This window comes from Aquitalea sp. FJL05 (assembly GCF_003852595.1).
GTDB classification, from domain to species: domain Bacteria; phylum Pseudomonadota; class Gammaproteobacteria; order Burkholderiales; family Chromobacteriaceae; genus Aquitalea; species Aquitalea aquatilis.
Map to the genome: position 1 here is coordinate 6967 of NZ_QAJS01000009.1, position 24059 is coordinate 31025.

Genomic DNA, 24059 nt, shown 5'->3' on the forward strand with positions numbered 1-24059 from the left:
CCGATTGGGTTGCTGGGTGGGATTAATATTCATAACTATGCGCCGAATCCTGTTGAGCGGATGGATCCGTTTGGTCTAACAAAGAAAAGTAGTGCAACGAAATCGGCGGCATGTAAACAATGCGATGATAATCCATGTGGCAACCTTGGCTCTGCAAAAGCAGCGCGGCGAAAAGCTATGAGGCAAACAGGTGTCCCTGTTGCCTCTCAGCCGAAAGCCTCCAGAAATGTTTTAAACTGGGAGCAATATTTATATGAAGTAAAAGTGCCATCGAATGGTGGGCGTACGACTACGATCGTAGTCTCTCATCATCCTGCGGATAAAGATCATGAATGTCCACACTGGCATGCGGCTCCAGCAAAACTTGATGATAATGGTGAAGTTATATCTAGACAGAATGGTTTGTGGAAGTATGAGGCAGGTGGCCCAGTTGTGCAGCATAAAGGATAGGTTATGAATAAAATCGAAGAGTTAAAAATTAAAAATTTCTGGAAAATAAATATAAAAAAATTTGCATTATCAGTGGGTGGTGGCATTGGTGATGCATTGGGGAGTGTAGAAAAATTAAATGTGAGAGAGGGGGCTGACTGGTTAAGTCGCATCCTTGTTAATAAAAAGGTGATTAAGCCGTTTTTTTTTACTAAGTGGAATTTAGTTAAGCTAGAAATATTGGATGAAATAAAAAAAGAAAAATATTTTCAAGAAGGTTCGATAGTGTCTTTTTCGAACTATCAGAAGCACAAATCTGATGATGGGACAACTTGTTTGGTGTCTGATCTGCCCATTGTGAATAATATTAAAAGTACATTCAACAATGAACTGTATGAAGTGGTTGAGTGTGCGCTGCCATTCTTCGCCTTCAGTAATCCGGATGCATCATCAGGTATAATTGTCACTTGTTGTGCCGCACTACCAACTAAAGAAAATGGCATGTACGATGGGGTTGAGTATGAAGTTTACAAATGGTGATTCGACCTTCAATTTGGTCGATCCCTGACACGTTTAGTGAAACAAAACCAGCCTAGAGCGCAGCAAGCGGAACCGCGAAATCCAACGCATACTGGGTAAGTGGTACCGCCCAGTGGAGCTGCCAGTACCAGTACGATGCCGCCGGCCAGCTCACCGGCATTGCCGACAATCGCAGCGGCCAGATCAACTACCGTTACGATCCGGTAGGCCGCCTGCTGGAGGCCGCCACCCCCAAAGGTGTGGAAAGCTTCCGCTTCGATCCGGCCGGCAACCTGCTGGACAACACCCCGACAGCCGATGGCCATCAGGAAAACAGCCTGCTGGGCAATCTGCTGAGCCACTACGCTGGCCGTCACTACCGCTACGACAGCCGTGGCAATCTCATCGAAAAGCGCGTCAACGGCAGTCTCACCCAGCTGGAGTGGGACGGTTATAACCGCCTGAGCCGGCTGACAGCGCCGGGTGGCGACAGCACCGAATACTACTATGACCCGCTGGGCCGCCGCATCGCCAAGCTCAGTCAGGGCAAGACAACCCTGCACGGCTGGGATGGCGACGTGCTGGCGTTTGCAACCCAAGACGACGCAGTGCATTACCTGTTCGAACCCGGTAGCTTCATCCCGCTGGCGCAGGTGGACACCGACGCCATTCAAGGCGTGAAAGTGCCGGCATGGAATCAGTGCGGAAAGAATGGGATCGGTTAAGTTTTCTGTAGTAGATAAATATAAAGTTTATAATAATGATGTTTTATATATTTATAAATTATAGCGAATAAGTTGGTTTATTTAAATTCTTGTCAATGGATTGTTGATGATGCTATTTGTATTTTTTCGTATTGTGCTTAAATGGTTGGTGATCATAATTATTGGCCTTGTCTTGCTGGTGGTGGGAGCTTATGGGGTTTATAGGATGTTAAGCATGTGGACATACGAAACTGATCTGATGGAGCATGACAAGCCTTATGGTGGTGGTGATATTCGCATTCGCGACAGGCAAGTTGTTGTCTTCAAGCCTATTGGGCCAGAATTTAAATTAAAGCCCACTGCTGAATTAAAAAATCCTGAAGTGGCAGAGTTTACAGAAGAGTGGATGAATCATGTCGATGAAATAGGGAATAGGGCTTCTGTCCGCTTGTTACGGGGCGATATGGATAAAGGAGTTCATCGCATATTTGAAAAGCCCGGTCAAAATGGTACCTGGTGGCTTTCACCTGATTGGAAAACTATTTATGTGAGTACTGACTGGACAAATTACAAGCTACCCAATGGCCCTGATGGTTATGGGCAGCGCTGGCATACACTATGGAAATCAATAGATGGTGGGCAGAGCTGGCAGCAGTTGCAATGGCCAGAACATGTTCAACCAGGCCAGCCCTTGTTCATGCCAGACGGCAAGCGCGGTTACTTGGTTGCCGATGGCATGCGCATATGGCGTACCTTTGATGGGGGGCAGAGTTGGCAGGAAATTACTCTGCCTTCATGGGCGAATCAGCAGCTTACCGGCCATCCGAGTGGAAATGGTTTGTTACCTATGATTAAAGACAGTCGAGCCACTTTTAGCGCTTTCGATCTGGCTGATGATGGGACATTACGGGTGGCATTTTATGTACGCAAGGCAAAACTGGCTGCTGGTATCGGTGATGTGGCTGAAAGTACATTATTGTATCGTATTCCCTTATCTACATCACTAGATGAATTGGCTCGTAAGTGGATGCAGCCAGAGATCGTTCTTCAACAACAATCAGTAATAGATATCAAGACATCACACGATGGCAGCTTGAATCTGATTACGCTATTGGGACAATTAAAATCTGAAAAAATCGCTGAAACCCAACAGCGTCCTGCGGCTTATATTCGATGGAAAGATGGAAAGGAAAACTTCCGCCATCAGTTTGACGAACACGTTGTCCCTGGTGCGCTATTTGTTGGGCCACAAGATCAATTGGTACTTGCCGGGGAAAGTTTAAATGCCGAGCAAACCACTTCTGACTCCATCACCCTGGTCAGTACCGACAGAGGCCTAACCTGGAAAGAAACTAACGATGGCATGGCCTATGCGTGGTACTACGAAGCGGATAAAAATCGTATCTGGAAGTATCAGTACCGCTCTTTATATTGGAGAAAATTTAATTAAAAAATAGTAATTGAATTAGCTTGGCTGGCGTCCTGAGCATGGGCAAAAAACACCCCGCCAGCGGGGCTGGTCGGGGTCTGCAATGTCAGAGCCAGGCTCCGACGGAGGGTTAACTTTCACCCCATGTCATCGCCGTGCGCGAATTGCTGTTGGTCGGGGTCAAGAAAACGACCAGCAGCAGGGTGAACACACATCATACTGATCAGAACTATCTGTTTCTATTAGGGATAGTCCTGATCCATCGCTAAGCTGCGGTTGCGGACAGTGTCGGATTGCACCTGGTCGCGGCGGCCTGCCGTGTGCGGCCAGGCTACTGAGATGGCCGATGGGATGGCCGATGGCAGCGTTCAGCGATGCGCCATCACGGCCTGTACCAGGTCGGCGATGGAGCGCACTTTCATTTTGTCCATCATCTTGCCGCGGTGGGCTTCCACTGTCTTGATGCTGATGCCCAGCTCGTCGGCAATCACCTTGTTCATCTTGCCTTCCACTACCTTGTCCAGTACTTCGCGTTCGCGGCTGGTGAGCGAGGCCAGGCATTCGGCCAGGCGGTCGCGGGCGGCGCTGCTGGCTTGCTGCTGCTGGCTGAGCGATAGTGCGCTGTCGACGGCCGTGAGCAGGGCTTGCTGGTTGAACGGTTTTTCCAGGAAGTCGTGCGCGCCGCGTTTGACGGCCTGCACCGCCATGGGTACATCGCCGTGGCCGGTGATGAAGATGACCGGCCAGGGGTTGTGGCGGGCGCTGAGTTCGTCGAACAGTTCCAGCCCGCTCATGCCGGGCATGCGGATATCGACAATCAGGCAGCCGGCACCCTGTGGTTGGAAGTTTTCCAGCAGGGCTTCGGCACTGGCATGGCAGGAGATGGCGTAGTCGTGGCTTTCCAGCAGGAAAACCAGCGAATCGCGAAAGGCTTCGTCGTCGTCGACGATGTGAACGTGAGGAGAGCTGGCACTCATGTTTCGGACACCGGTAGCGTGAATCGGAAAATACTACCACCACTGGGATTGTCTTCCACCCACAATTGGCCTTCGTGGAATTCGATGATGGTGCGGCAGATGTTCAGGCCCATGCCCATGCCTTCGGCCTTGGTGGTGAAGAAGGCGTCGAACAGGCGTTCTTTCAGGTCTAGCGGCACGCCGTGGCCGTGGTCGCTGATGGCGATTTCGATACGGCGCGGGTTGAGCTGGCGGGCTTCGACATGCAGTACCCGCTCGCTGGCCGGGCAGTCCTGCATGGCTTCGATGCCGTTCTTGATCAGGTTGAGCAGTACTTGCTCCACCAGGATGGGATCGACATACAGGGCAGGCAGTGCCGGGGCCAGTTTCACGTCGATGGTGGCGGCCTGGCGGCGCGCTTCGATGTCGGCAATGGCCAGCGAAGCTTCGATGATGTCGGTGAGCAGGCAGGTTTTGCGGTCTGGCTCGCTCTGTTTGACGAATTCGCGAATGCGCCGCACCACGGTGCCGGCGCGCTCGGCCTGGGCGGTAATCTTTTCCATGACGGGCAGCAGCGTTTCCGGCGTGGCCTTGCCCTGGCGGATGCGTTCGATGCAGCCAGCCTGGTAGTTGGCAATGGCCGATAGTGGCTGGTTCAGCTCGTGTGCCAGGGTGGAGGCCATTTCGCCCATGGTGACCAGGCGCGAGGTGGATTGCAGCTGCTGCATCTGCTGCTGGTAGCGCTCTTCGGCATCGTGCTGCTGGGTGGTGTCGGTGAGAATGGTCATGGACACGATGCGGCCGTTCACCCAGCGTATGCTGCGCCGGCGCATGGAGATCCAGCGGGCTGGCGGGTCCATCCATACTTCCATGTCGACATCGCGGGCGCTGCGCATCAGCTCGACCAGGCGCAGGTCGCAATAGCCCAGCTGGCTGTTGGCCGGCTGGTCCGGGGTAAACCATTGCTGGTAGCGCTGATTGCAGAACAGCAGCTCCAGCGTGGCCGGGTCGACCACCGCCACCGCGGCATCCAGCCCTTCGATGACGGTGACAAAGCGGTCGTGCGAGGCTTCCAGCCGGCGCTGGGCTTCCAGCCGCTCGGTGATGTCGGTCAGCACGGCCATCCAGCCGGTGTGCCGGCCACGGGCGTCGATCAGGGGCGAAGCCAGGATGTGGGCGTCGAATTCTTCGCCGTTCTTGCGCTGCAAGATGGACTGGAAACCTTCGGGCGGAGCATTGCCGGCCAGGGTGTCATCCAGATCGCGCCGATTGCCCTCGCTGAGCGGGCCTTGCCGCCAGTAGGGGTAGGGCGCCCCCTGGCCGATCAGTTCTTGCTCGCTATAGCCGGTGAGGGCGCAGAAGGAAGGGTTGACGTAGCTGATGCGGCCTTGCAGGTCGATGGCGCGGATGCCCACCACCAGCGAGTCTTCCATGGCCTTGCGGAAGGCCGATTCCTGACGCAGTGCCTGTTCGGCCTGCTTTTCGGCGGTGATGTCGCGGCCGGACACATAGGCTACGCCGCTGTCGGCCAGCGGGCTGAGTGCCCAGACAATCCAGCGCACTTCGCCTTGCTTGGTGAGGATGCGTGTCTGCACGAAGCGGTCGGTGCCGCCGGTGTCGAACAGGCGCTCGAAGCTGTCGCGGGTGCCTTCCCTTTCCTCGGGCAGCAGGTAGTTGAGGAAGGAGGTGCCCAGCAATTCGTCGGCGCTATAGCCCAGCCCCTGCTCGAAGGCGGGGTTGAGCTGCAGGATGGTGGTGTCGCGCCGCACCACGCCCAGCATTTCCTGCGACAGCTTGTAGACGCGGTCGCGTTCGCGCTCGGCCTCAACTCGGCCGCGAATATGGCGGTTGAGGCTGAGCAGGCTGAGCAGGGTCAGCAGGGCCATGCCGCCGATCAGCCCCAGTTGCAGCAGGCGGGCCTGGGTCATGGCACCGCGCACCGGGCGGGCGCTGATGCTCAGGCCGGTGCCGGGCAGTTCCAGTTTTTCCGCCGGGCCGCTGCGCAGGCGGTTCTGTGCGTTGCGGGCGATGGTGTTGCCGTCGCGGGTTTGCAGTTCCAACTGGTATTTTTCGCTGAACCAGGCCGGTGGCAGGCGGCGAATGACATTGTCGGCATCGAAAATGGCCACCAGCGTGCCATTGAACTGGCCTGCCTGATACAGCGGGATGTGCAGCTCATAGCGCCAGCTGCCCTTGCCGTGCTGAAACGGCGGGCTATAGGAAAAGCGGCCATTCTGCTGTGCCTGGGTGAAGGCCGGGCGCGACTGGATGCTGCCGCCGGGCGAGAGCGGCCCTTCTTCATAGGGTGCGGTCCAGCGCAGCAGGCCATGGCTGTCGCTGCGCGCCACCGCCAGCATCTCCGGTGTGTTGGCCAGTAATTGCGAGGCCTGGGTCTGGAAGCCGGCTTCGTCGGTTTCGCCGCTGCCCAGGCTGCGTGCCAGATCGGTCAGCTGGGCCAGATTGTCTTCCAGCTTCAGTTGCAGGGTTTGTTCGGCCCACAGAGCATCACGGGCCAGATTGCTTTTTTGCTGTTCTGCCTCGCGGGCGTCCAGCGTCCACAGCATCACCCCCATGGTGAGGAAGAACAGCACGATGGTGGTGTTGGGAAACAGCTGGTACCAGCCACTGCGTTTGCGAAACTCGTAAAAGCGGGGTGTGCGCATAGAGGGCGGGAGCGGGTGGGTGGCGAAGAACCGGGTCGCAGGCGAGCCGGAATGATTTGCTCCAGTTTACGACAAGCAGCGGCAGCTGGCAGTAAGGGTTGGCCCCCGGTTGTGGCCTGCCGGCAAGTCAATGCGCATGGCACTTGAGTCCATGCCCGTGCCGGGGGTAATCTCGCGGCTGGTTTCAGTCAGGCGGGAAGACGGGCAGCATGCGCGGGATCAGCTTAGTGGGTGGGGCTTTATTGTGCCTGGCGTGCAGCCTGGCAGTGGCTGCGGTGCAGCCCATCCGCATTGGTGTGCCCGGGGCCTTTACCGGAGGCTCTGCGCCGATGGGCCTGAGCATGCGTAATGGCATCCGGCTGGCGGCAGCGGAAATCAACCGCAGCGGCGGGCTGCTGGGCCGGCCGATCGAGCTGGTGGAGCGTGACGACGCTGGCTTGCCGGCGCGCGGCCTGAAGGTGGCGCAGCAGCTGCTGACTCAGGACCGGGTGGTGGCGGTGGTGGGCTTCGTCAATACCGGGGTGGCACTGGCTGCCAGCAAGAACTATCAGGATGCGCGGGTGCCGGTGATGCTGGCGGTGGCGACGGCGGCCATTCTGACCCGCCAGTTTCCCTTGCATGGCAATAGCGACAATTTCATTTTCCGGGTGGCTGCCGCCGATGACTTGCAGGCACCGCTGATCGTACGCGAGGCAGTGCAGCGTTCCGGCTATCGCAAGCTGGCCATTTTTGCCGACAACACCAACTACGGTTACCAGGGGCTGATGGAGCTGGAGCGCGCACTGGGGCAGAACGGCCTCAAGCCCAGCTATGTGGCGCGCTTCAATCTGCAGGAGCGGGACATGGCCAATTTCCTGCTGCAGGCACGCAATGCCGGCAGCCAGGCCATTCTGACTTATGCCATCGGCCCGGAACTGGCCGAACTGGCCAACACCATGGCACGCATGGACTGGAAAGTACCCATCATCGGCAGCTGGACGCTATCGATGTCCAACTTCATCGACAATGCCGGCCCCAATGGCGAGGGCGCGCGCATGGTGCAAAGCTATATTCCGGACGAGGACGACACCCCGCGCCGGCGCGATTTTCTCGATGGTTACCAGTGGCTGTTTCACACCCGGCGCATTCCGTCGCCGCCTTCGGCCGCGCAAGGCTATGACGGCATGAAGCTGCTGGCCGAAGCCATCCGCCAGGCCGGTTCGCTGGATGGCGTGGCCATCGTGCGGGCGCTGGAAAACCTCAAACAGCCGGTGTCCGGGGTGATCACCACTTACAAGCAGCCTTTCAGCCAGACGGATCACGAGGCACTGGAGCTGAGCGTGCCGGTGATCGGCAAGGTGGAGCGTGGCCGGGTGGTGTATGCCTACCCGGCCGACAAGCCGCGACGTTAGCACCTGCTTACGCTCTGCGATATTGCGTTGGCTAGAGCGTGAGCAGGCGCTTAAGCGTGGCGCTGCTTGCTCAGGTGTTAACGCCGCGTTCGCTGGCGATTTGCTGGATAGCTGTCACCACGGAATCTGCCCCGCTACGGATCTGGGTGATGATTTCACCCACCTTGCCGACATTGCCGACGCTGGAGCGTGCCTTGACGCCAATCACGCTCATGCTGTCCACTGCTGCGCCGGTGCTGGTCTGGATGGATGACACCATGTGCGAGATTTCCGCGGTGGAGGCGCTGGTGCGCTCCGCCAGCTTGCGCACTTCATCGGCCACCACGGCAAAGCCGCGTCCCATTTCACCGGCGCGTGCGGCTTCGATGGCGGCGTTCAGTGCCAGCAGATTGGTCTGATCCGCGATGTCCTTGATGGTCTGCACAATGCTGCCGATGCGCTCGGAGTTGGTCCCCAGCAGCTGCACATTGTCGCCTGCCTTGCCGATATCTACCGCCATATCTTCGATTTGGTGCACCGCCTGCTGCACGCTGCTGACGCCCTCGTCAGCCCAGTGGCGGGTCTGCTGTGAAGTATTGAAGGCGAACACGGCGCTATCCTGCTCTTGCTGCTGCCGTTTCACAGCCTCGGTGACATCGGTGGCGAACTTGATGATGGAGATCACCTTGCCTTCGGCGTCGAACACCGGATTGTAAGTGGCTTCCAGCCAGCGTTCGCTGCCATCGCGGGTGATACGGACGATGCGGCCGGCAAAGAACTGTCCGCCACGCAGATTGTTCCACAGGCGCTGGTAGCTTTCGCTTTGCACCAGTTCGCTTGCGCACAGCTGACGGTGATTGCGCCCGATCAGCTCTTCCTTGCCATAGCCCATGGTGCTGAGGAAATTGGCGTTGGCGCTGATAATGGTGCCGTCGGGCTGGAATTCGATGACGGCCATCGAGCGGTCGATGGCATTGAGTGCCGCCTGGTTTTTCTGCGCGGCCAATACCTTGTCGGTCACGTCGCAGGCGAACTTGATGAAGCCGATCAGCTTGCCGGCGCCATCGCGCACCGGGTTGTAACTGGCTTCCAGCCAGACCGGCGTGCCATCCTTCTTCAGACGCTTGATCTGGCCGGTAAAGGGCTGGCCGCGCTGCAGGCTTTCCCAGAAGCTGCTGTAGTCGCGGGAGTTGGCGTAGGCGACATCGCAGAAGCTGCGGTGATTCAGGCCAAGCAGTTCTGCCGCACTGGCATACCCCATGGTGCGGGCAAAGTTTTCGTTGGCATGCACCACCTTGCAGTCCAGATCGAAACGGATGATGGCGGTGGAGGCGCTGACGGCATCCAGCAAGCCCTGCAGCTCCTGATTGATGGTGGCCTGAGCTTCCAGCTGTGCATGCAACTTGCGGTTGAACATCGTCTTCTCCGTCGGATAATCCTGCTGGCAGCCGGCAGACGCCGGTAATGGCGTCTGCTGACACTATGGTTGGGCGTTATGGAAAATACTTAAATGTGCTGAGGAAATATCTTCCATATATCAAGATTATTCAACTAATAGCGGTTCGGAATTGCCGGTCAGCGCAGTGCACTGCGGTGTCCCAACCACAGTGCCAGGCTTGAGCTGGCCGGATGACGGCATCAGCGCCGTGGCGGCAAGGGGATGAACTCGGTTTCTCCGGGCACGCTCGCAAAGCGTCCCTGCTGCCAGTCGTCCCTTGCCTGGCGGATGCGCTCCATGCGGCTGGAAACGAAGTTCCAGTCCAGAATGCGGTGGGCATCCGGTGTGGGACCGGCCAGCAAGGCCAGCCGGCTGGCTTGTTCGGCGTGGATGCTGACTTCGCGCGACTCTGCTGCCAGCAGTCCCAGTTCGCCAGCTTGTAATGACTCGCCGCCCTGGCTGATGCTGCCACTGGCAAGATAAATACCGCGCTCGGCAAAGCCTTCGGGAATGGCCAGCTCGGCACCGGCAGCCATCTCGATCACGGCATACAGCGCTTCACCAGGAAAGGCGACCGGCGAGCGGTATCCCCAGGCCTGGCCCAATACCAGCTGCACCTGGCTGCCATTTTCTTGCCATCGCGGCAGGTCGGCGCTGGCATAGTGCATGAAGGCCGGTTCGCACTCTTCCAGATCCAGTGGCAGCGCCAGCCATAATTGCAGGCCTTCCACCGCCTGGCCGCTGCTGCGGATGTCGTCCGGAATGCGCTCTGAATGCACGATGCCACGGCCGGCCACCATCAGGTTGGCTGCGCCTGGCTCAATGCGCTGCATGCTGCCCAGGCTGTCACGGTGCTGCATGGCTCCGCTGAACAGATAGGTGAGGGTGGCCAGGCCAATATGCGGGTGCGGCCGCACGTCATTGCTGCGCTCGCTCAGGTTGAAGTGGGCTGGCCCCATGTGATCCAGAAAAATGAAGGGGCCGATGTGGCGGGCCTGCCCGCTGGGTAGCAGGCGGCGTACCGGAAAGCCGATATCACTGGTTTTGGCGCTGATGCGCGCGCTCCATGTAGTCATCTGTCTACCCTCCGTTCTTCATCAAAAAGCGGGCCAGCCGGTGGGCTGGCCCTGTTATGCCGCGTTAAAAGCGACCGTTGCGGAAGTCGTCGGCAGCGGCTTCCAGTTCTGCACGGGTATTCATCACGAATGGCCCCCACTGCGCAATCGGCTCGTTCAGCGGTTTGCCAGCCAGTAGCAGGAAGCGGGCGGGCTGTGTGCTGTTAACCCGGATGCCGCTGGCTGCGCCGTCATTGGCCAGAATGGCCATCTGGCGCTGGCCGACCACTTGTTCATGACTGCCAGCCTGCACTTCGCCCTGATACACATAGAGGAAGGCATTGTGTCCGGCCGGGATGGCGAAAAATTCACTTTGCCCACCTGCCAGATGCACGTCCAGGTACAGCGGTTCGGTATCCAGGCGCTGGATGGCGGCAGCCTGGCCATCTACTTCACCGGCAATCAGCCGCAGATGGCTGCCGGCAGCGGTGTCGCGCTCCGGAATCTCGGCGCTGGGGATGTCGCGATACCAGGGGTCTATCATCTTGTTTTTTGCCGGCAGGTTCACCCACAGTTGGAAACCGTGCATCAGGCCGTCTTGCTGCTCGGGGATTTCCGAGTGCACCAGGCCGCGACCGGCGGTCATCCACTGCACCCCGCCCGGCCCCAGCAGACCTTCCTGGCCGGTGCTGTCGCGGTGGCGCATGCGGCCATCCAGCATATAGGTGACGGTTTCAAAGCCACGATGCGGGTGGTCCGGGAAGCCGGCGATATAGTCGTCCGGATTGTCCGAGCGGAATTCGTCCAGCATCAGGAAGGGGTCCAGCCGGCGTTGCAGATCGTGGGTCAGCACCCGCAGCAGGCGTACACCGGCACCGTCTGACACTTCCATGCCGTTTACCAGGCGTTCCACTTCACGGCTGATGGCTTGCTTGCTCATTGCGATTCTCCTTGCTCGTGGGCGGACAGGATGTCAGGCCCTGCTTGATGTCTGGTATTATTGCAGCGAAAATTATGATAAAAAAGCGCAAAAATCAGCATAAATATATCGGAAAATCAAATCAATGAAGCAGGCAAAAACCACCTGGGAGCAGTGGCAGGTATTGCAGAGCATTGTCAGTGAAGGCGGCTTCGCCCAGGCGGCCGCGCAGCTGCACCGCAGCCAGTCTTCGGTCAGCTATATGGTGGCACGGCTGCAGGAGCAACTGGGCGTGGAGCTGCTCAGCCCGCAGGGGCGGCGCATGCAGTTGACGCCAGCTGGCGAGGTGCTGCTGCGCGATGCGCAAAATGTGCTGGCGGCTGCCCTGCGGCTGGAGGACAAGGCGCGCTCCTTGCAGCAGGGGTGGGAAGCCGAAGTACGGCTGGCGGTGGACAGCCTGTTTCCCACGCCGGCACTGTTACCGGCGCTGGGGCAGTTTGCCGCGCATTGCGCCAATACCCGCTTGCAAATGCATGAGGTGGTGATGTCCGGTGCCGATGATGCCCTGCATGGCAGGCAGGTCGAGCTGGCCGTGGCGGGGCGGGTGCCGCAGGGATTTCTGGGCGACTGGCTGCTGGACGCCGAATTTGTTGCCTGTGCCGCGCCACATCATCCGCTGCATGCGCTTGGCCGGCCACTGGAGATGGACGATCTGCAACAGCAGGTGCAAGTGGTGTTGCGCGATTCCGGCCAGCGCCAACCGCGTGACGAGGGCTGGCTCGGGGCCTGGCAGCGCTGGACGGTATCGCAGCCGGAAACGGCCATTGCAGCAGTGGAGCAGGGCTTTGCCTTTGGCTGGCTGGCCTGGCACCGCATTGCCGATAGCGTGGCAGCGGGCCGGCTCAAGCCCTTGCCGCTGGCGCATGGTGCCTTGCGCAAGGCTGGTTTGTATCTGGTGTTGGCCGATCCACCGGCAGCCGGGCCGGCCACCTTGCAGCTGGCGGCCTGTCTGCGTGCCGAAGCCGAGCGCTGGCGCGCGCAGTATCAGGCTTATCCCGGCGCGGATGGCCCAAAGTAAGACGACCAGCGTGGCTGGTCGTCTATTGGGTGCGGCGCAGTCGGCTCAATGGCCTTGCTGGCCTTGCAGATAATGCTCCAGCGCATGTCCTGCGGACAGGATGTGGAAGCGGATGAATTCGGCGGCCTCTTCGGCAGCGCCCTGCTTGCACAATTCCAGCAGCCGGGTGTGCTCCTCGTGGGCGCGTTCCATGGTGCGGGTAAACAGGATTTGCATGCGGGTGTAGCGATCGGTCTTGTTGTGCAGCTGTTCGATCAGGGCCAGGGTGTTGGGCCGTTTGGCCGCACGATACAGCGCCAGGTGAAAGCGCGAGTTGAGTTCGCCCCAGTGGCGGACATCGTTTTTTTGCAGCGCCACTTCGAATTCGTGCAGGGTCTGTTCGGCCAGCGTGATGTCGGCCGAGGTCTGACAGGGAATGGAAGCCTTCAGCACCGAGCTTTCCAGCATGGCGCGGATTTCCAGCAGTTCCAGCACATCATCCAGCGATAGCTTGGAGACGATGGCACCCTTGTGGTCGATGATCTGGATCAGCCCTTCGGCCTCCAGCTGGCGCAGTGCTTCACGCACCGGCACCCGGCTGACGCCGTATTCATTGGATAGCGCTTCCTGGCGCAATTGCTGGCCGTCGACGAATTCTCCCGAGAGAAGGCGCTGGCGAAGCGATTCGGTTACGGCACTGGTCAGCGTCTGGCGCTTGATCGGCTGCAGGGTAGTCATGGTTTTTAGGGTCTGTCAGTCAATCGGATAAATGCAAATGTATTCGATTATACGGGGCTTGTACTGCCAGACAAGAGGACATTGCGGTGGTTTTTGTCGCAAATGTGAAAGAATTTGCCAAAGACAAAAGAAAAACCCGGCCGAGGCCGGGTTTTTCTTTTCAGACTGGGGTGGATGATGGGGCTCGAACCCACGACAACAGGAATCACAATCCTGGACTCTACCAACTGAGCTACATCCACCGCTGAAGCGGTGCGACACATCAGCACAAGGCTGACTGTCTGAATAGGGTGGGGTGGATGATGGGGCTCGAACCCACGACAACAGGAATCACAATCCTGGACTCTACCAACTGAGCTACATCCACCACAGGGTACAACATTCTACAGCAACTTCGGCTACTGGTGCGCCCGACAGGAATCGAACCTGTAACCCCCGGCTTAGAAGGCCGGTGCTCTATCCGGTTGAGCTACGGGCACTCACATATCGGGCTTTGTCTGGTCGGGGCGGCGGGATTCGAACTCGCGACCCCCTGATCCCAAATCAGGTGCGCTACCAGGCTGCGCTACGCCCCGACGACAGAGAACGAAAATATACGGATTGGACTGAAAGCTGTCAACACCGTGTTGCAATTTTTTTTGCAGGGCGGCTGGCTGGCCTTGGCCGGGTGCGCTAGCCGGCTGTCACGGGCTGGCTAGTAACTACATGATATATAGATGCTTATTTTGTGAATTTTGCTTTACGTGAAATTATTCCTAATGTATTTTTGTGGTTTCGTAAAAACCCAAAAAATGAGAAAATTGCCGCCTCTTTTCAAGTTCCATACGGAATCAGGCATGGCAGCGCAACTCATTGATGGTAAGGCAGTAGCAGAACAACTCATCGCCAAGGTTGGCGAAGGAGTGCAGGCCCGTGTGGCAGCAGGCAAGCGGGCACCGGCCCTGGCGGTGATTCTGGTGGGCAGCGATCCTGCTTCCAGCGTTTATGTAGGCAGCAAGAAGCGCTCCTGCGAAAAGGCCGGCATCCGTTCGGTGGCTTATGATCTGCCGGCTGAAACCAGCCAGCAGGCGCTGCTGGACATTATCGATACCCTGAATGCCGATGCCACGGTAGACGGCATCCTGGTGCAGTTGCCGCTGCCCAAGCAGATCGACCCGCAAGCGGTGATCGAGCGTATCGATCCGAAAAAGGATGTCGACGGCTTCCATCCCTACAATATGGGCCGTCTGGCCATCAAGATGCCGCTGCTGCGTCCCTGCACGCCGCGTGGCGTGATGACGTTGCTGGAAGAATATGGCATCGACCCCAAGGGCAAGAAGGCGGTGATTGTCGGCGCATCCAATATCGTTGGCCGCCCGCAGGCGCTGGAAATGCTGCTGGCTCGCGCAACGGTGACGGTGTGCCACAGTGCCACCCAGGATCTGGCGCGCGAAGTGGGCGAGGCGGACATCGTGGTGGCTGCCGTGGGCATGCCCGGCTTTATCAAGGGTGAATGGATCAAGCCGGGGGCGGTGGTGATCGATGTGGGCATCAATCGTCTGGACACCGGCAAGCTGGTGGGCGATGTGGAATTCGCTGCTGCAGCCGAACGCGCCAGCTTCATTACCCCGGTGCCGGGTGGCGTGGGCCCGATGACCGTGGCAACGCTGTTGCAGAATACGCTGGATTCGGCCAATCTGAACGCCTGATCCCGATTACCGGCAAGCAGCGCCACAGGCGGCAGGGGTAGTTTTCCTGCGGCGTGTGGCGTTTGTCATTTTGCGGGTGGCGCGCACAAGCCGTATTGGCAAGTGGCGGCCAGTTGGCCGCCGTTGATTATGTAAAGAAAAGAGACTGGACAATGAGCAATACCCGACAATCGGCCACGCTGCTGATCAGCGCACCGGACAAGAAGGGCCTGGTAGCGGCCCTGGCCAATTTCCTGATGACCTATAACGCCAACATCATGCATGCCGACCAGCATCAGGATGCGAGCGAAAACCTGTTCCTGATGCGCATCCAGTGGGAGCTGGATGGCTTCACGCTGCCGATGGAGGCTTTTGCGGCAGCGTTTCAGCCGATTGCCGCCGAGCACAACATGACCTGGAAGGTGTCGCTGTCCAGCCGCAAGCCGCGCATGGCCATTTTTGTGTCCAAGTACGAGCACTGCCTGGTGGATCTGCTGCACCGCTGGCGCATTGGCGAGCTGAATTGCGATATCCCGCTGGTGATTGCCAACCATGAAGACTGCCGCCGCCTGGTGGAATTCAACGGCATTCCCTTCCACGTCGTGCCGGTGACGCGCGACAACAAGGCCGAGGCCGAGGCCGAGCAATTCCGCCTGCTGGAAGAGGCCGGTGTCGATTTCATCGTGCTGGCGCGTTATATGCAGGTGCTGTCCGGTGAGTTCGTCAAACGCTATCCGGACCGTGTCATCAATATCCACCACAGCTTTTTGCCGGCATTCGATGGCGCCAAGCCTTATCACCGCGCCTTTGCCCGTGGCGTGAAGCTGATTGGTGCCACCAGTCACTATGTCACCGAGGATCTGGACGAAGGTCCGATCATCGAGCAGGAAGTCACGCGCATTTCGCATCGCGACGATGTGGAAGACCTGATCCAGAAAGGCCGCGATCTGGAAAAAGTGGTGTTGTCACGCGCCGTGCGCTGGCATGTGGACGACCGCATCCTGTCCTACTCCAATAAAACCGTCGTTTTCGACTGAGCCGGCATCATGCATCGTCTGATTGATGATTTCATCAGCCTGCTGCGCTTCCGTGTCGGCCCGCTGGAGCAATACCAGTACCCGCGCTGGCTGCCGGCACTGCTGCTGACCGTGCTGGGGCTGGTGGCCAGCGGCGGCACCGGTGAGCTGGGCAATAATATTGCCGGGCGCATGGGTTTCATGCTGCTGTTTACCTGGCTGGAAACGCTGCTGTTCACCCAGTTCATGACCATCTGGCTGCGGCTGGCCAAATGGCAGCCTACGGCCCCGCTGTTCGGGCTGATCGTGCTGTGCAACAGCCTGCAGTTTTTCGAACCGCTCACCAGCTGGCTGCCGGATGATGCCGCGCTGGGGGCTGATCTGGCGCTGTCGTTGCTGACCATTGCCTTGCTGGTCAACAGTCTGGCGGTGGTGTCGGGGGTAAGGCGGATACGGGTGCTGCTGGGCGTGATGCTGTTTGCACCGGTGGCCATGCTGACGCTGGCCATGTGTTTGCAGCTGTCCAGTTCGCTGGGCTGGGTGAGCATTCCGCAAGACATGCTGAACCCGGTCAGCGAGGCGACGGCACCGGTGACGGACGCGCCGGCTGCCGGCGGCAAGAGCGATCTGTAACGCCCGCTCTGCTCGGGTGAGTATCAACAACAAGGGCAGCCCGCGGGCTGCCCTTGTTGCGTGGCAGCTAGGGCCTGCCCTGCGGCGCGCATCCCCTCAACATCCGCCGCCGTGAAAAAAATAGCGTTAACAGGCCCTAGTCGGCCAGCGGCGGGAAGTGCTGGCGATACAGGCCGTGCCGGGCCGCCTGTTCGTGGTTATATGCCACTTGAAAAGCGACCTCATCCTGGAATGGCGGCGCAATGATCTGCATGCCGGTGGGCACGCCGTTTGCCGCCAGGCCGGTCGGCACGGACAGCGCCGGGTAGCGGCTGAGCAGATTGAACGGTGGCGTGGCCGCCCAGCCCAGATAGCTATCCAGTGCCACTCCGTCTACCAGGATGCTGTTTTGCAGCGTGGGGTCCAGATCGGCCTCCAGTTCGGTGGTGAAGCTGGTTGGGCAGAGGAAGGCCTGATAGCCCTGGCCCCATACCTTTTGCTGCATGTCCTGATGCAGCCGGCCTGCCAGTTCTGCCGCACGGGATACCGAGGCGGGCTTGCCACGGAAATCGCGCCACAGCTGTTGTATATAGCTGCTGAGTTGCGGATAGGCCGTATCTGGCAGCGCCTGCAGGTATTCGCTGAAAAACAGCCCGAAGATGCCTTCCAGCAGCACTTGAGAAATTTCCAGCATGTCCCAGCAGATGTCGACTTGTTCCACCACCGCGCCACGCCGGCGTAGCCCGGCTACGGCCTGTTCCAGATTGTGCCGTACCTGCGGGCAGAGTGCCGGGCTGCCCAGCGTGGGGTGCCAGGCGATTTTCCAGCCCGTCAGGTCGGCATACTGGCTGGGTAGCGGCTGATAGGGCAGGGTGGCATAGCTGTCCGGGTGCGGACCGGCCAGAATGTTCTGCATCAGCACCAGATCATCGAAGTGGCGTGCCAGCGGTCCCTCTGCGGCAAAGGCAAACAGCTCCTCGCCAGCGGCGCTGGGCAGCCGGCCAAACGGCGGTTTGTAGCCATATAGTCCCTGAAAGGCGGCGGGCAGTCGGGTGGAGCCGGCCATATCGCTGCCGGTGGCTAGCGGGGCCAGGCCGGCGGCCAGAGCGGCGGCGCTGCCACCACTGGAGCCGGAGCAGGTGTAGCGTGGATTCCACGGATTGCGCGTTACCCCCCAGCGCCGGCTCCAGGTTTGGCCCAGGCAGCAGAATTCCGGATTGGTGGTCTGCAGATGCAGAATGGCTCCGGCTTGTAGCAGCTTGTCGATGATGGGGTGGTTGTGCTCGGGAATATAGTCGTCGATGGCCAGCGAGCCTACGGTGTTCTGCCAGCCGGCGACATCGGTTTCTTCTTTTACCGCCACCGGGATGCCCTCCAGCGGACGCGCAGTGCCCAGGCGGTAACGCTCGGCCGCTTGCTCGGCCTGGTGCATGGCGCTGTCGTGCAGGATGCGGGTGGTGGCGTTGATGGTGTGCTGTTGCCGGCTTGCCCGTTCCAGCAGGGCCTGCATCAGGGTGACCGGTGACAGGCTGCCGTTGCGGAACTGGCGCAGGGCATCGCTGGCCGACAGATAGTAGAGATCTTGTTTCATGTGGATGGCTTTCGGCGTTAGAAACTGTAGACAGCCTGGGCGCTCAGCACATCGTTGTGCTTGCTGGTGCCGCCGTTGCTGTTATCAAAAGTGGGCTGGCTGGCAATATCGTGGCGGTATTCCAGCTTCAGTTGCAGTTGCTCGCTGGGGTAGAACAGCAAGGCGGCGGTAATGTCCTGCCGTTTCGCTCCGCTACAGCTGGCCGCACCGTTGGCCGCGACACAGGCCGGGTCGCTGCCAAAGCCGTTGGCACCATCATTGCCGCTACTGCCCAAGGCCAGATCGGGGGTGCCGCCACCGTTCTTGCTGTTGTCCAGATAGTCGTAGCGCAGTGTCCAGCCCATCTTGCCCAGCCAGGCAGAGTTGAAGCGGTGATGCCGCAACAAGGACAGGCCCCACCATTGGGCACGGTCGCCATTGAGCGCGCTGCCGCCGGCACTGCCGTAATCGAGCTGGGCATTGACGGTATCGTTGAGATTGCTGCTGCTGATATCCAGCTCGGTGTAGAACACCGGCTGGAAGGCTGCGGCATTGCCGCTGTAATTGGCGGCGGTGCCACGGCCGATCAGGCCGGACCAGCCGATGTCGATGTTATTGGTGTACTGGTAATCCATGCGCCAGCTGAACGATGGGGTGTTGTTGCGACGCTGCCCGACCTGTGCGGCCTCGGTGCGGCCGGCTTCATTGCCCAGCATGCCCTTCCACAGCCACGGGCCGGAAATCCACTGCGCACCGCCACCGACAAAGAAGGCTGGTTCGCTGAAGTCGTACAGCAGATTGTGGCTGATGGTCAGCGTCTGCGGGCTGGTGGCGTATTCATAGCCGGCAAAGGAGGGAATCTGCCCGGCAAATACCTGCCAGTGCTGGTCTAGCGGAACAACTAGCTGGGCGCTGTTGATGATGCTGTCGTTGGCGCTGCTGGCATTCCACGAGGTGGTGACGCCGCTGCCCCGATTGGGCTGTATGGTGACTTCGGCGTAAGCGGCCATCGGGCCGCTGCCAAAGCTTTTCTTGATGTCCAGATAGACATCTCCCAGGTTGGCGTTGTCATAGGCGTAGTGCGCGTCGTGGTTGACGAAGCTGAAGCCGCTGCGGTGCTGCTGGCGATTGAATACATAGAGTGGGTCCAGATAACCGCTGATGGACAGATTGGCCAGTGGGCCGTTTTCGGCGGCATCGCTCAGCTTGTCCAGCTTCATTTCCATCTTGCTCAGTTGCTGGCGTGTCTCGGTGGTGGAGTCGTCAGCTACCGCTGCAGGCTGGGCTGTTGGGGCCTGCCGCAGTTGCTGTTGCAGTTGCTGCAATTGCTGCTGCATGGTTTCGATGCTGGCTTTCAGCGTGTCCAGCTCGTCGGCTTGTGCCAGCAAGGGCAGGCCGCCCAGCAGGCTGGCTCCCAGCCAGCAGGTGGTGATGGTGCGCATGGTGTGGTCCCCGATATGCTGTTTAACGGCCGGTCTTGAAGTTGGCCCACAGGCGATTGAGCTGGCGCATCAGTTCTGGCGGCAGGCCTTGTACTGCCGTCAGCCGCTGCAGTGTGGCGCTATCCGGATTGACCACGGGGTCGTCACGAATCTCGCTCTTGACCAGGGCGTTGGCCGGCTTGTTGGCGCTCAGATAAAAGGTGTTGTTGCTGATGTCGGCGTGTACGTCGGGCTTTTCGATGTAATTGAGCCACTTGTAGGCGGCGTTCAGGTTGGGTGCGTCCTTGGGGATGGCCATGACATCGAACCAGATCGCCGAGCCTTCTTTGGGGATGATGTAGTCGATCTGGAAGGGCTTCTTGCTGCTGCGGGCTTGCAGCCTGGCTTGCTGCACATCGCCGGACCAGCCGACAGCGAGGCACAGGTCGCCCAATGCCAGATCGCTGACATAGCTGTTGCTGTTGAACTGGGTGATGTAGGGGCGAATGCCCTTGAGCAGTTCGAAGGCCTCTTGCAGGTCTTTGCTGCTGGCCTTGTTGATGTCCTTGTGCAGATAGCGCAGGGCGATGGCGGCGATGTCGGCGGGGGAGTCCAGCATGCCCACACCACAGCTTTGCAGCCGTGACAGGTATTGCGGATTCAGCAGCACGGCCCAGCTGTCCAGTGGTGCGCCCGGGCCCAGCAACTGGCGTGCCTTGCTGTTGATGGCCAGGCCGGTCGTGCCCCAGGTCCAGGGAATGGCATACTGGTTGCCCGGGTCCACGCTTTCCAGTTTCTGCATCAACTGCGGATCAAGGTTTTTCCAGTTGGGAAGACGGCTCTTGTCCAGCTTCTGGTACAGCCCGGCCTGCAGCTGATTGCGCAGGAAACCGGAGGACGGCACGACGACGTCGTAGGCGGAATGCCCCACCAGCATTTTCGCTTGCAGGGTTTCCTCGCTGTCGAACGGGTCGTAGCGTACCTTGATGCCGGTTTCCCGTTCAAAACCGCTGACGGTGTTTTTGCCGGCATAATCTGCCCAGTTGAAGAAATTGAGTGTTTCGCTTGCCGAGGCGCTGGCGGCACCCAGGGTGCAGGCGGCGATGAGTAGTGCGCGTGGCAGTATGGCGTGCGACATGTTTGCTCCATGACAGCTTGATGACGGGCTTACTGTCGCAGAGCGGGCGAGGGCTGGCTGTCCTCGCTTGGGGGGACAAGAACAACAACAGCACAGGGGGAGGCAGCATGACCGAGGGGATGCACATACCGCTGGAGACCGCCGCAGAGCTGGTGGCCAGCTTGGGTGGGGCGGATTTTCCGCACCGGCTATGGCAATGGTTGCATGCACGGATACCCCTGTGCCATCTGAGTGCGGCCCGCTTCAATCAGCACGGGGCTGATGCGGTGGTGCAGTCGGTGGACTGGCTGTTTTCCCGTAGCGCGGATGGCGCGCAGGACAGCGAACCGGCACTGCTAAGCTATCTGGAAAAGCACTGGCGGCAGGACCCGCTGCTATCCCACATAACGCCCTTGCAGGATCCGCAGCTGGTGTTGATCCGGCATGAGGATATCGCGGCCCAGGATTATGTCGATGATGTGTTTCGCCGGCATCAGATCAGTGCCGAGTGCAATCTGCTGGGGCGGGCGGCTGATGGCGTGTATGCCCTGGCGCTATACCGGCAGCGCGATCAGGCCCCGTTTGCCCTGGAGGAACTGGCCTTGCTACGACGGCTGGTGGTCTTGCTGCTGCCGCTCTTGGTGCAGCATGCGCGCCTGACGGTATCGTTGCGCCGCTCCCAGCTGCCATCCTTGCCCCACCTGTTTGACAAGCGGCTGGCCACTGCCGGCATTCGCCTGTCGCCGCGCGAACAGGCAATGTGTCATTGCCTGCTGCAGGGCATGTCGGCGCAGGGCGCAGCAGCACAACTGGGCGTCAAGGAGTCCAGCTGCAAAACCTATATTGATCGTGCTTTTCTCAAGCTGGGGGTCAAAAGCAAGGCACAGCTGTATGGCTGGTGTCTGGCTTGTGTCTAGGCTCAGTGCTCTTGGGTTCAGGGCTCTTCTGCGGCCGGGGCGGCCAGCAGCGTGTCCAGCGCGAGGTTGATGGCTTGTGCTTGCAGCGGGCTGTGCAGCTGGCCGTGGTAGTGGCCATCCACAAACAGCAGCAAGGTGGGCAGGTGGAAGATGTCGTACTGGTGCGCCAGCGCCATGCATTGCTGCACATCGACATAGGCCAGTTGCTGCAGCGCAGCCGGCTGCCACTGGCTCAATGTCTGCCGCCAGCTGCGACAGGCGGCGCAGCCCGGCTGGCCGAACAGGACCAGCGTATTGCCGGGCAGTGCCGGCAGGCGGTGATGAAAGTCGAATTCGTCCAGCGTCAGCCAGACGGGTGTGCTGGCTGGCATGGCCGTGTTCAGTCTACCTTGGCGATGTAGCGCGCCAGCCCCAGGATGGCACGCAGTGCCTGACCCTTGGCGGTTTCCTCGCCGCGCAGGCGTGCGTAGCGCCGCAGGATGGCGCGGCCTTCGACAAACAGGTCGACATCGGTATCCGGAGAGGACACCAGGGCGATCCGTTCGATTTCCCCTTGCGGCTTGGGCTGGCCCTGTGCAATGCACAGGTAAACCTTGTGGGCGTTATGCGGGGTGATGTGGTCAAACAGGTAAAGCATGGAGTTGATGCGCAGGCCGGTTTCTTCGCGGATTTCGCGAATCAGGGCCTGGGAGCGCAGTTCGCCCCGACTGGCCTTGCCACCGGGCAGATTGTAGCGACCGCCGCGTGCCGCCGTGACCAGAACGCCATCCGGCAGCTCAATGATGGCGGTAGCGCGTCTTGCCAGATCAGCCGGCAGCCGTTGATCCGGTTTTTTGTCGTCCAAAGTTCTCATTCGTCTCTATTAACAGATACGGGCCGCAAAATGGCGGCCCTTTTCTACAATCTATTCTAATTGAAGGAACTGGCAGGAACAAACAGTCAATGCTTCTTTATGTCAGATGGCAGTCAAATAGTCGATCTTCATACCAAAACATGTTTTTTCTTTAATTTATTACGGTAATAGTTTAAATCAAAAAAATTATTCGTAGACAGCCAATTCCCAGTAGTTGGCATGGGTATAGTAATTAGCAGCATGACATATGCAAAAGTGCCGGATTATTAAAGTCCCTGGCTGTTAATGGCAGACCGTCTGCTGCTGTCTTGGATGAAGGCAAATAAACCGGCACCAATTGGTTTCATGGGTGTGGACGGGTGGCTGATAAAGAATAACAGCAGCGCTTGATCACGACCGAATGCAATTTAATGAGCTGGCATTGCCCCTGCCTTCATGGCCAGCATTGGGTGATCCAGTCCGGGGTGGTGTCGCCGGTCAGCACCGGGCTGCGGTAGGCGGGTGACAGGCGGGCTGCCAGTGCGTAGAGATGACGGCTGGTGGCCGGCTGCCAGCTACCGGCGAAACCGGGCAGGCCGGCTTCGCGGCGGACATAGTCGAAGCGGACGCGTGAGTGGCCAAACTCCTGATGTTGCAGTTGGCCCTCGGCATACGGTCGCAGCCAGTCCAGGGCCTGCTGCAGGCTGCCACCTTGACGGCCTTTGCGCTCCAGCCATTGTTCTCCGGCCTGGCGGGCGGCAATGGCGGCGCGTACCAGCGCTTCCAGATCGTAGGTGACGTAGTGCAGGGCGTCCCTTTCCTGGAAGTCCCAGGTTTCGCCCTGGGCGCTGATATTGTTGGCGATGTGCTGCAGATAAAGCTCGCCGGCGGTTTTCAGCATGGCCTCATCCTGCAGGGCCACGGCGCTGAGGGTGATCAGCTTGATGCGGTGGCTGTTCCAGTTATTGATGAAGGTGCCGCTGAGCGGTGTCTTGGCCTGGCGGATGCGCAGGATGTAGCCCTTGGCCATGTTGCGCAGAAAAGTGGCAGTCTGCTGCTGGGTGGTGGCGGGCAGGCTGCGCGCAGTAATGGCATAGCTGTCGATCAGCGCGTCGAGGTCGGTTTCGTCGATGGGGTTGAACGAGATCTGATAGCTTTCGGTCCAGGCATCCAGATAGCGGGCCAGGGCGGCCAGCAAGCGCGGGTCGGCGCTGGCATACCAGGCGAGGGCAAAGTCACGCATGCGCGGCCAGTCACGTTTGGCCTTGACGCTCCGGTCGAATATGCCCTGATGCGGCAGGCTGCCTTCGGTATGGATGTGGGCGAGTGGTGCTGGCGGCACGCCCAGTTGCCGGATGGCGCGCTGTTGCAGTGAGTCGACAGCGGGGAGTCCAGGCTGGGGGCGGCACCAGTTGCCCATGTCGCGGGCTGGTAGGGTGGCGCTCCAGCTCAGGCCCAGCACAAGCATGAGTAGCAACCTGACTGGCAGGTGCAGCAGCGTGGTCAACATGGTGCAGATGTCCGGCACGCCAACAAGAGCAGGCTGGTCGGCGTGGTAGGGTGAGCCGTGGCGGGGTGAACGAAATGAAGCAGCCTATCCATTGAGTCTACTTCAAATCAAACCCGTTTG

22 protein-coding genes, 4 tRNA genes and 1 pseudogene are annotated in these 24059 nt (G+C 59.3%); 11 read left to right on the forward strand and 16 right to left on the reverse strand.

What is annotated here, in order from left to right:
• The 5 genes and pseudogenes from DBR44_RS19480 to DBR44_RS08140 form a co-directional block, all read left to right on the forward strand.
• The coding region (locus DBR44_RS19480; protein ID WP_199730999.1) for a hypothetical protein at positions 1-450 on the forward strand (450 nt) is incomplete at its 5' end.
• A gap of 3 nt (positions 451-453) precedes the next feature.
• Complete coding sequence (locus DBR44_RS08130) at positions 454-969, forward strand: hypothetical protein (RefSeq protein WP_124643590.1); 516 nt, start codon at positions 454-456, stop codon at positions 967-969.
• Between the two features lie 119 nt (positions 970-1088).
• A pseudogene (locus DBR44_RS20070) lies at positions 1089-1205 on the forward strand (RHS repeat domain-containing protein); the annotation flags it as partial.
• Positions 1206-1208: 3 nt separating this feature from the next.
• On the forward strand, positions 1209-1673 hold the full coding sequence (locus DBR44_RS08135) for an RHS repeat domain-containing protein (RefSeq protein WP_148090020.1): 465 nt from the start codon (positions 1209-1211) through the stop codon (positions 1671-1673).
• Between the two features lie 106 nt (positions 1674-1779).
• Positions 1780-3102 (forward strand): hypothetical protein, encoded by a 1323-nt coding sequence (locus DBR44_RS08140; RefSeq protein ID WP_124643591.1) that lies wholly within the window; start codon positions 1780-1782, stop codon positions 3100-3102.
• 347 nt (positions 3103-3449) lie between these two features.
• Here the strand turns inward: DBR44_RS08140 and DBR44_RS08145 are convergent, their stop codons facing one another.
• Positions 3450-4058, reverse strand: coding sequence for a response regulator transcription factor (locus tag DBR44_RS08145; protein WP_124643592.1), 609 nt, complete (start codon positions 4056-4058; stop codon positions 3450-3452).
• Positions 4055-6700 carry a PAS domain S-box protein gene (locus tag DBR44_RS08150; protein ID WP_124643593.1) on the reverse strand — a complete coding sequence of 882 codons (2646 nt, stop codon included), beginning with the start codon at positions 6698-6700 and terminating at the stop codon, positions 4055-4057. Before DBR44_RS08150 ends, DBR44_RS08145 begins: the two co-directional genes overlap by 4 nt.
• Before the next feature lie 209 nt (positions 6701-6909).
• Between DBR44_RS08150 and DBR44_RS08155 the strand changes: the two genes are divergently transcribed.
• Positions 6910-8091 carry an ABC transporter substrate-binding protein gene (locus tag DBR44_RS08155; RefSeq protein ID WP_124643594.1) on the forward strand — a complete coding sequence of 394 codons (1182 nt, stop codon included), beginning with the start codon at positions 6910-6912 and terminating at the stop codon, positions 8089-8091.
• Between the two features lie 70 nt (positions 8092-8161).
• Here the strand turns inward: DBR44_RS08155 and DBR44_RS08160 are convergent, their stop codons facing one another.
• The 3 genes from DBR44_RS08160 to DBR44_RS08170 form a co-directional block, all read right to left on the reverse strand.
• Positions 8162-9487 carry a PAS domain-containing methyl-accepting chemotaxis protein gene (locus DBR44_RS08160; protein WP_124643595.1) on the reverse strand — a complete coding sequence of 442 codons (1326 nt, stop codon included), beginning with the start codon at positions 9485-9487 and terminating at the stop codon, positions 8162-8164.
• A gap of 221 nt (positions 9488-9708) precedes the next feature.
• Positions 9709-10584, reverse strand: a complete 876-nt coding sequence (locus tag DBR44_RS08165; protein WP_124643596.1) for a pirin family protein — start codon at positions 10582-10584, stop codon at positions 9709-9711.
• 64 nt (positions 10585-10648) lie between these two features.
• A complete protein-coding gene (locus DBR44_RS08170) occupies positions 10649-11503 on the reverse strand; it encodes a pirin family protein (protein ID WP_124643597.1) in 855 nt (284 codons plus the stop codon).
• A 124-nt stretch (positions 11504-11627) separates the two neighbouring features.
• Between DBR44_RS08170 and DBR44_RS08175 the strand changes: the two genes are divergently transcribed.
• Entirely contained in the window at positions 11628-12560 is a 933-nt protein-coding gene (locus tag DBR44_RS08175) for a LysR family transcriptional regulator (protein WP_124643598.1), read from the forward strand.
• A gap of 45 nt (positions 12561-12605) precedes the next feature.
• Here DBR44_RS08175 and DBR44_RS08180 read toward each other — a convergent pair whose 3' ends face one another.
• The 5 genes from DBR44_RS08180 to DBR44_RS08200 all read right to left on the reverse strand — a co-directional run bounded on the left by DBR44_RS08180 (position 12606) and on the right by DBR44_RS08200 (position 13852).
• Entirely contained in the window at positions 12606-13277 is a 672-nt protein-coding gene (locus DBR44_RS08180; protein ID WP_124643599.1) for a GntR family transcriptional regulator, read from the reverse strand.
• Between the two features lie 166 nt (positions 13278-13443).
• Positions 13444-13519: transfer RNA gene (locus DBR44_RS08185), tRNA-His, on the reverse strand.
• Positions 13520-13568: 49 nt separating this feature from the next.
• Positions 13569-13644: transfer RNA gene (locus DBR44_RS08190), tRNA-His, on the reverse strand.
• 35 nt (positions 13645-13679) lie between these two features.
• Positions 13680-13756 (reverse strand) — tRNA-Arg (locus tag DBR44_RS08195).
• Positions 13757-13775: 19 nt separating this feature from the next.
• A tRNA-Pro gene (locus tag DBR44_RS08200) sits at positions 13776-13852 on the reverse strand.
• 261 nt (positions 13853-14113) lie between these two features.
• Between DBR44_RS08200 and folD the strand changes: the two genes are divergently transcribed.
• The 3 genes from folD (at position 14114) to DBR44_RS08215 (ending at position 16593) form a co-directional block, all read left to right on the forward strand.
• Entirely contained in the window at positions 14114-14965 is an 852-nt protein-coding gene (gene folD / locus DBR44_RS08205) for a bifunctional methylenetetrahydrofolate dehydrogenase/methenyltetrahydrofolate cyclohydrolase FolD (protein ID WP_124643600.1), read from the forward strand.
• A 152-nt stretch (positions 14966-15117) separates the two neighbouring features.
• On the forward strand, positions 15118-15981 hold the full coding sequence (gene purU / locus DBR44_RS08210) for a formyltetrahydrofolate deformylase (protein WP_124643601.1): 864 nt from the start codon (positions 15118-15120) through the stop codon (positions 15979-15981).
• A gap of 9 nt (positions 15982-15990) precedes the next feature.
• Complete coding sequence (locus DBR44_RS08215; RefSeq protein WP_199731000.1) at positions 15991-16593, forward strand: hypothetical protein; 603 nt, start codon at positions 15991-15993, stop codon at positions 16591-16593.
• 136 nt (positions 16594-16729) lie between these two features.
• Here DBR44_RS08215 and DBR44_RS08220 read toward each other — a convergent pair whose 3' ends face one another.
• The 3 genes from DBR44_RS08220 to DBR44_RS08230 are packed head-to-tail and all read right to left on the reverse strand — an operon-like array spanning position 16730 to position 20701.
• On the reverse strand, positions 16730-18163 hold the full coding sequence (locus DBR44_RS08220; RefSeq protein WP_124643602.1) for an amidase: 1434 nt from the start codon (positions 18161-18163) through the stop codon (positions 16730-16732).
• A gap of 17 nt (positions 18164-18180) precedes the next feature.
• Positions 18181-19584 carry a DUF3138 family protein gene (locus tag DBR44_RS08225; RefSeq protein ID WP_124643603.1) on the reverse strand — a complete coding sequence of 468 codons (1404 nt, stop codon included), beginning with the start codon at positions 19582-19584 and terminating at the stop codon, positions 18181-18183.
• A 22-nt stretch (positions 19585-19606) separates the two neighbouring features.
• Positions 19607-20701 (reverse strand): polyamine ABC transporter substrate-binding protein, encoded by a 1095-nt coding sequence (locus DBR44_RS08230; protein ID WP_124643604.1) that lies wholly within the window; start codon positions 20699-20701, stop codon positions 19607-19609.
• Positions 20702-20808: 107 nt separating this feature from the next.
• On the opposite strand from DBR44_RS08230, the gene DBR44_RS08235 reads away from it, so the two are divergent.
• Entirely contained in the window at positions 20809-21597 is a 789-nt protein-coding gene (locus DBR44_RS08235; RefSeq protein ID WP_158613579.1) for a helix-turn-helix transcriptional regulator, read from the forward strand.
• A 17-nt stretch (positions 21598-21614) separates the two neighbouring features.
• Here DBR44_RS08235 and DBR44_RS08240 read toward each other — a convergent pair whose 3' ends face one another.
• The 3 genes from DBR44_RS08240 to DBR44_RS08250 form a co-directional block, all read right to left on the reverse strand.
• Positions 21615-21968: a co-chaperone YbbN gene (locus DBR44_RS08240; protein ID WP_124643606.1), complete on the reverse strand. Its 354-nt coding sequence runs from the start codon at positions 21966-21968 to the stop codon at positions 21615-21617.
• An 8-nt stretch (positions 21969-21976) separates the two neighbouring features.
• Complete coding sequence (locus DBR44_RS08245) at positions 21977-22450, reverse strand: NUDIX hydrolase (protein WP_059284509.1); 474 nt, start codon at positions 22448-22450, stop codon at positions 21977-21979.
• A gap of 433 nt (positions 22451-22883) precedes the next feature.
• A complete protein-coding gene (locus DBR44_RS08250) occupies positions 22884-23939 on the reverse strand; it encodes an alginate lyase family protein (protein WP_124643607.1) in 1056 nt (351 codons plus the stop codon).
• Between the last annotated feature and the right edge of the window lie 120 nt (positions 23940-24059).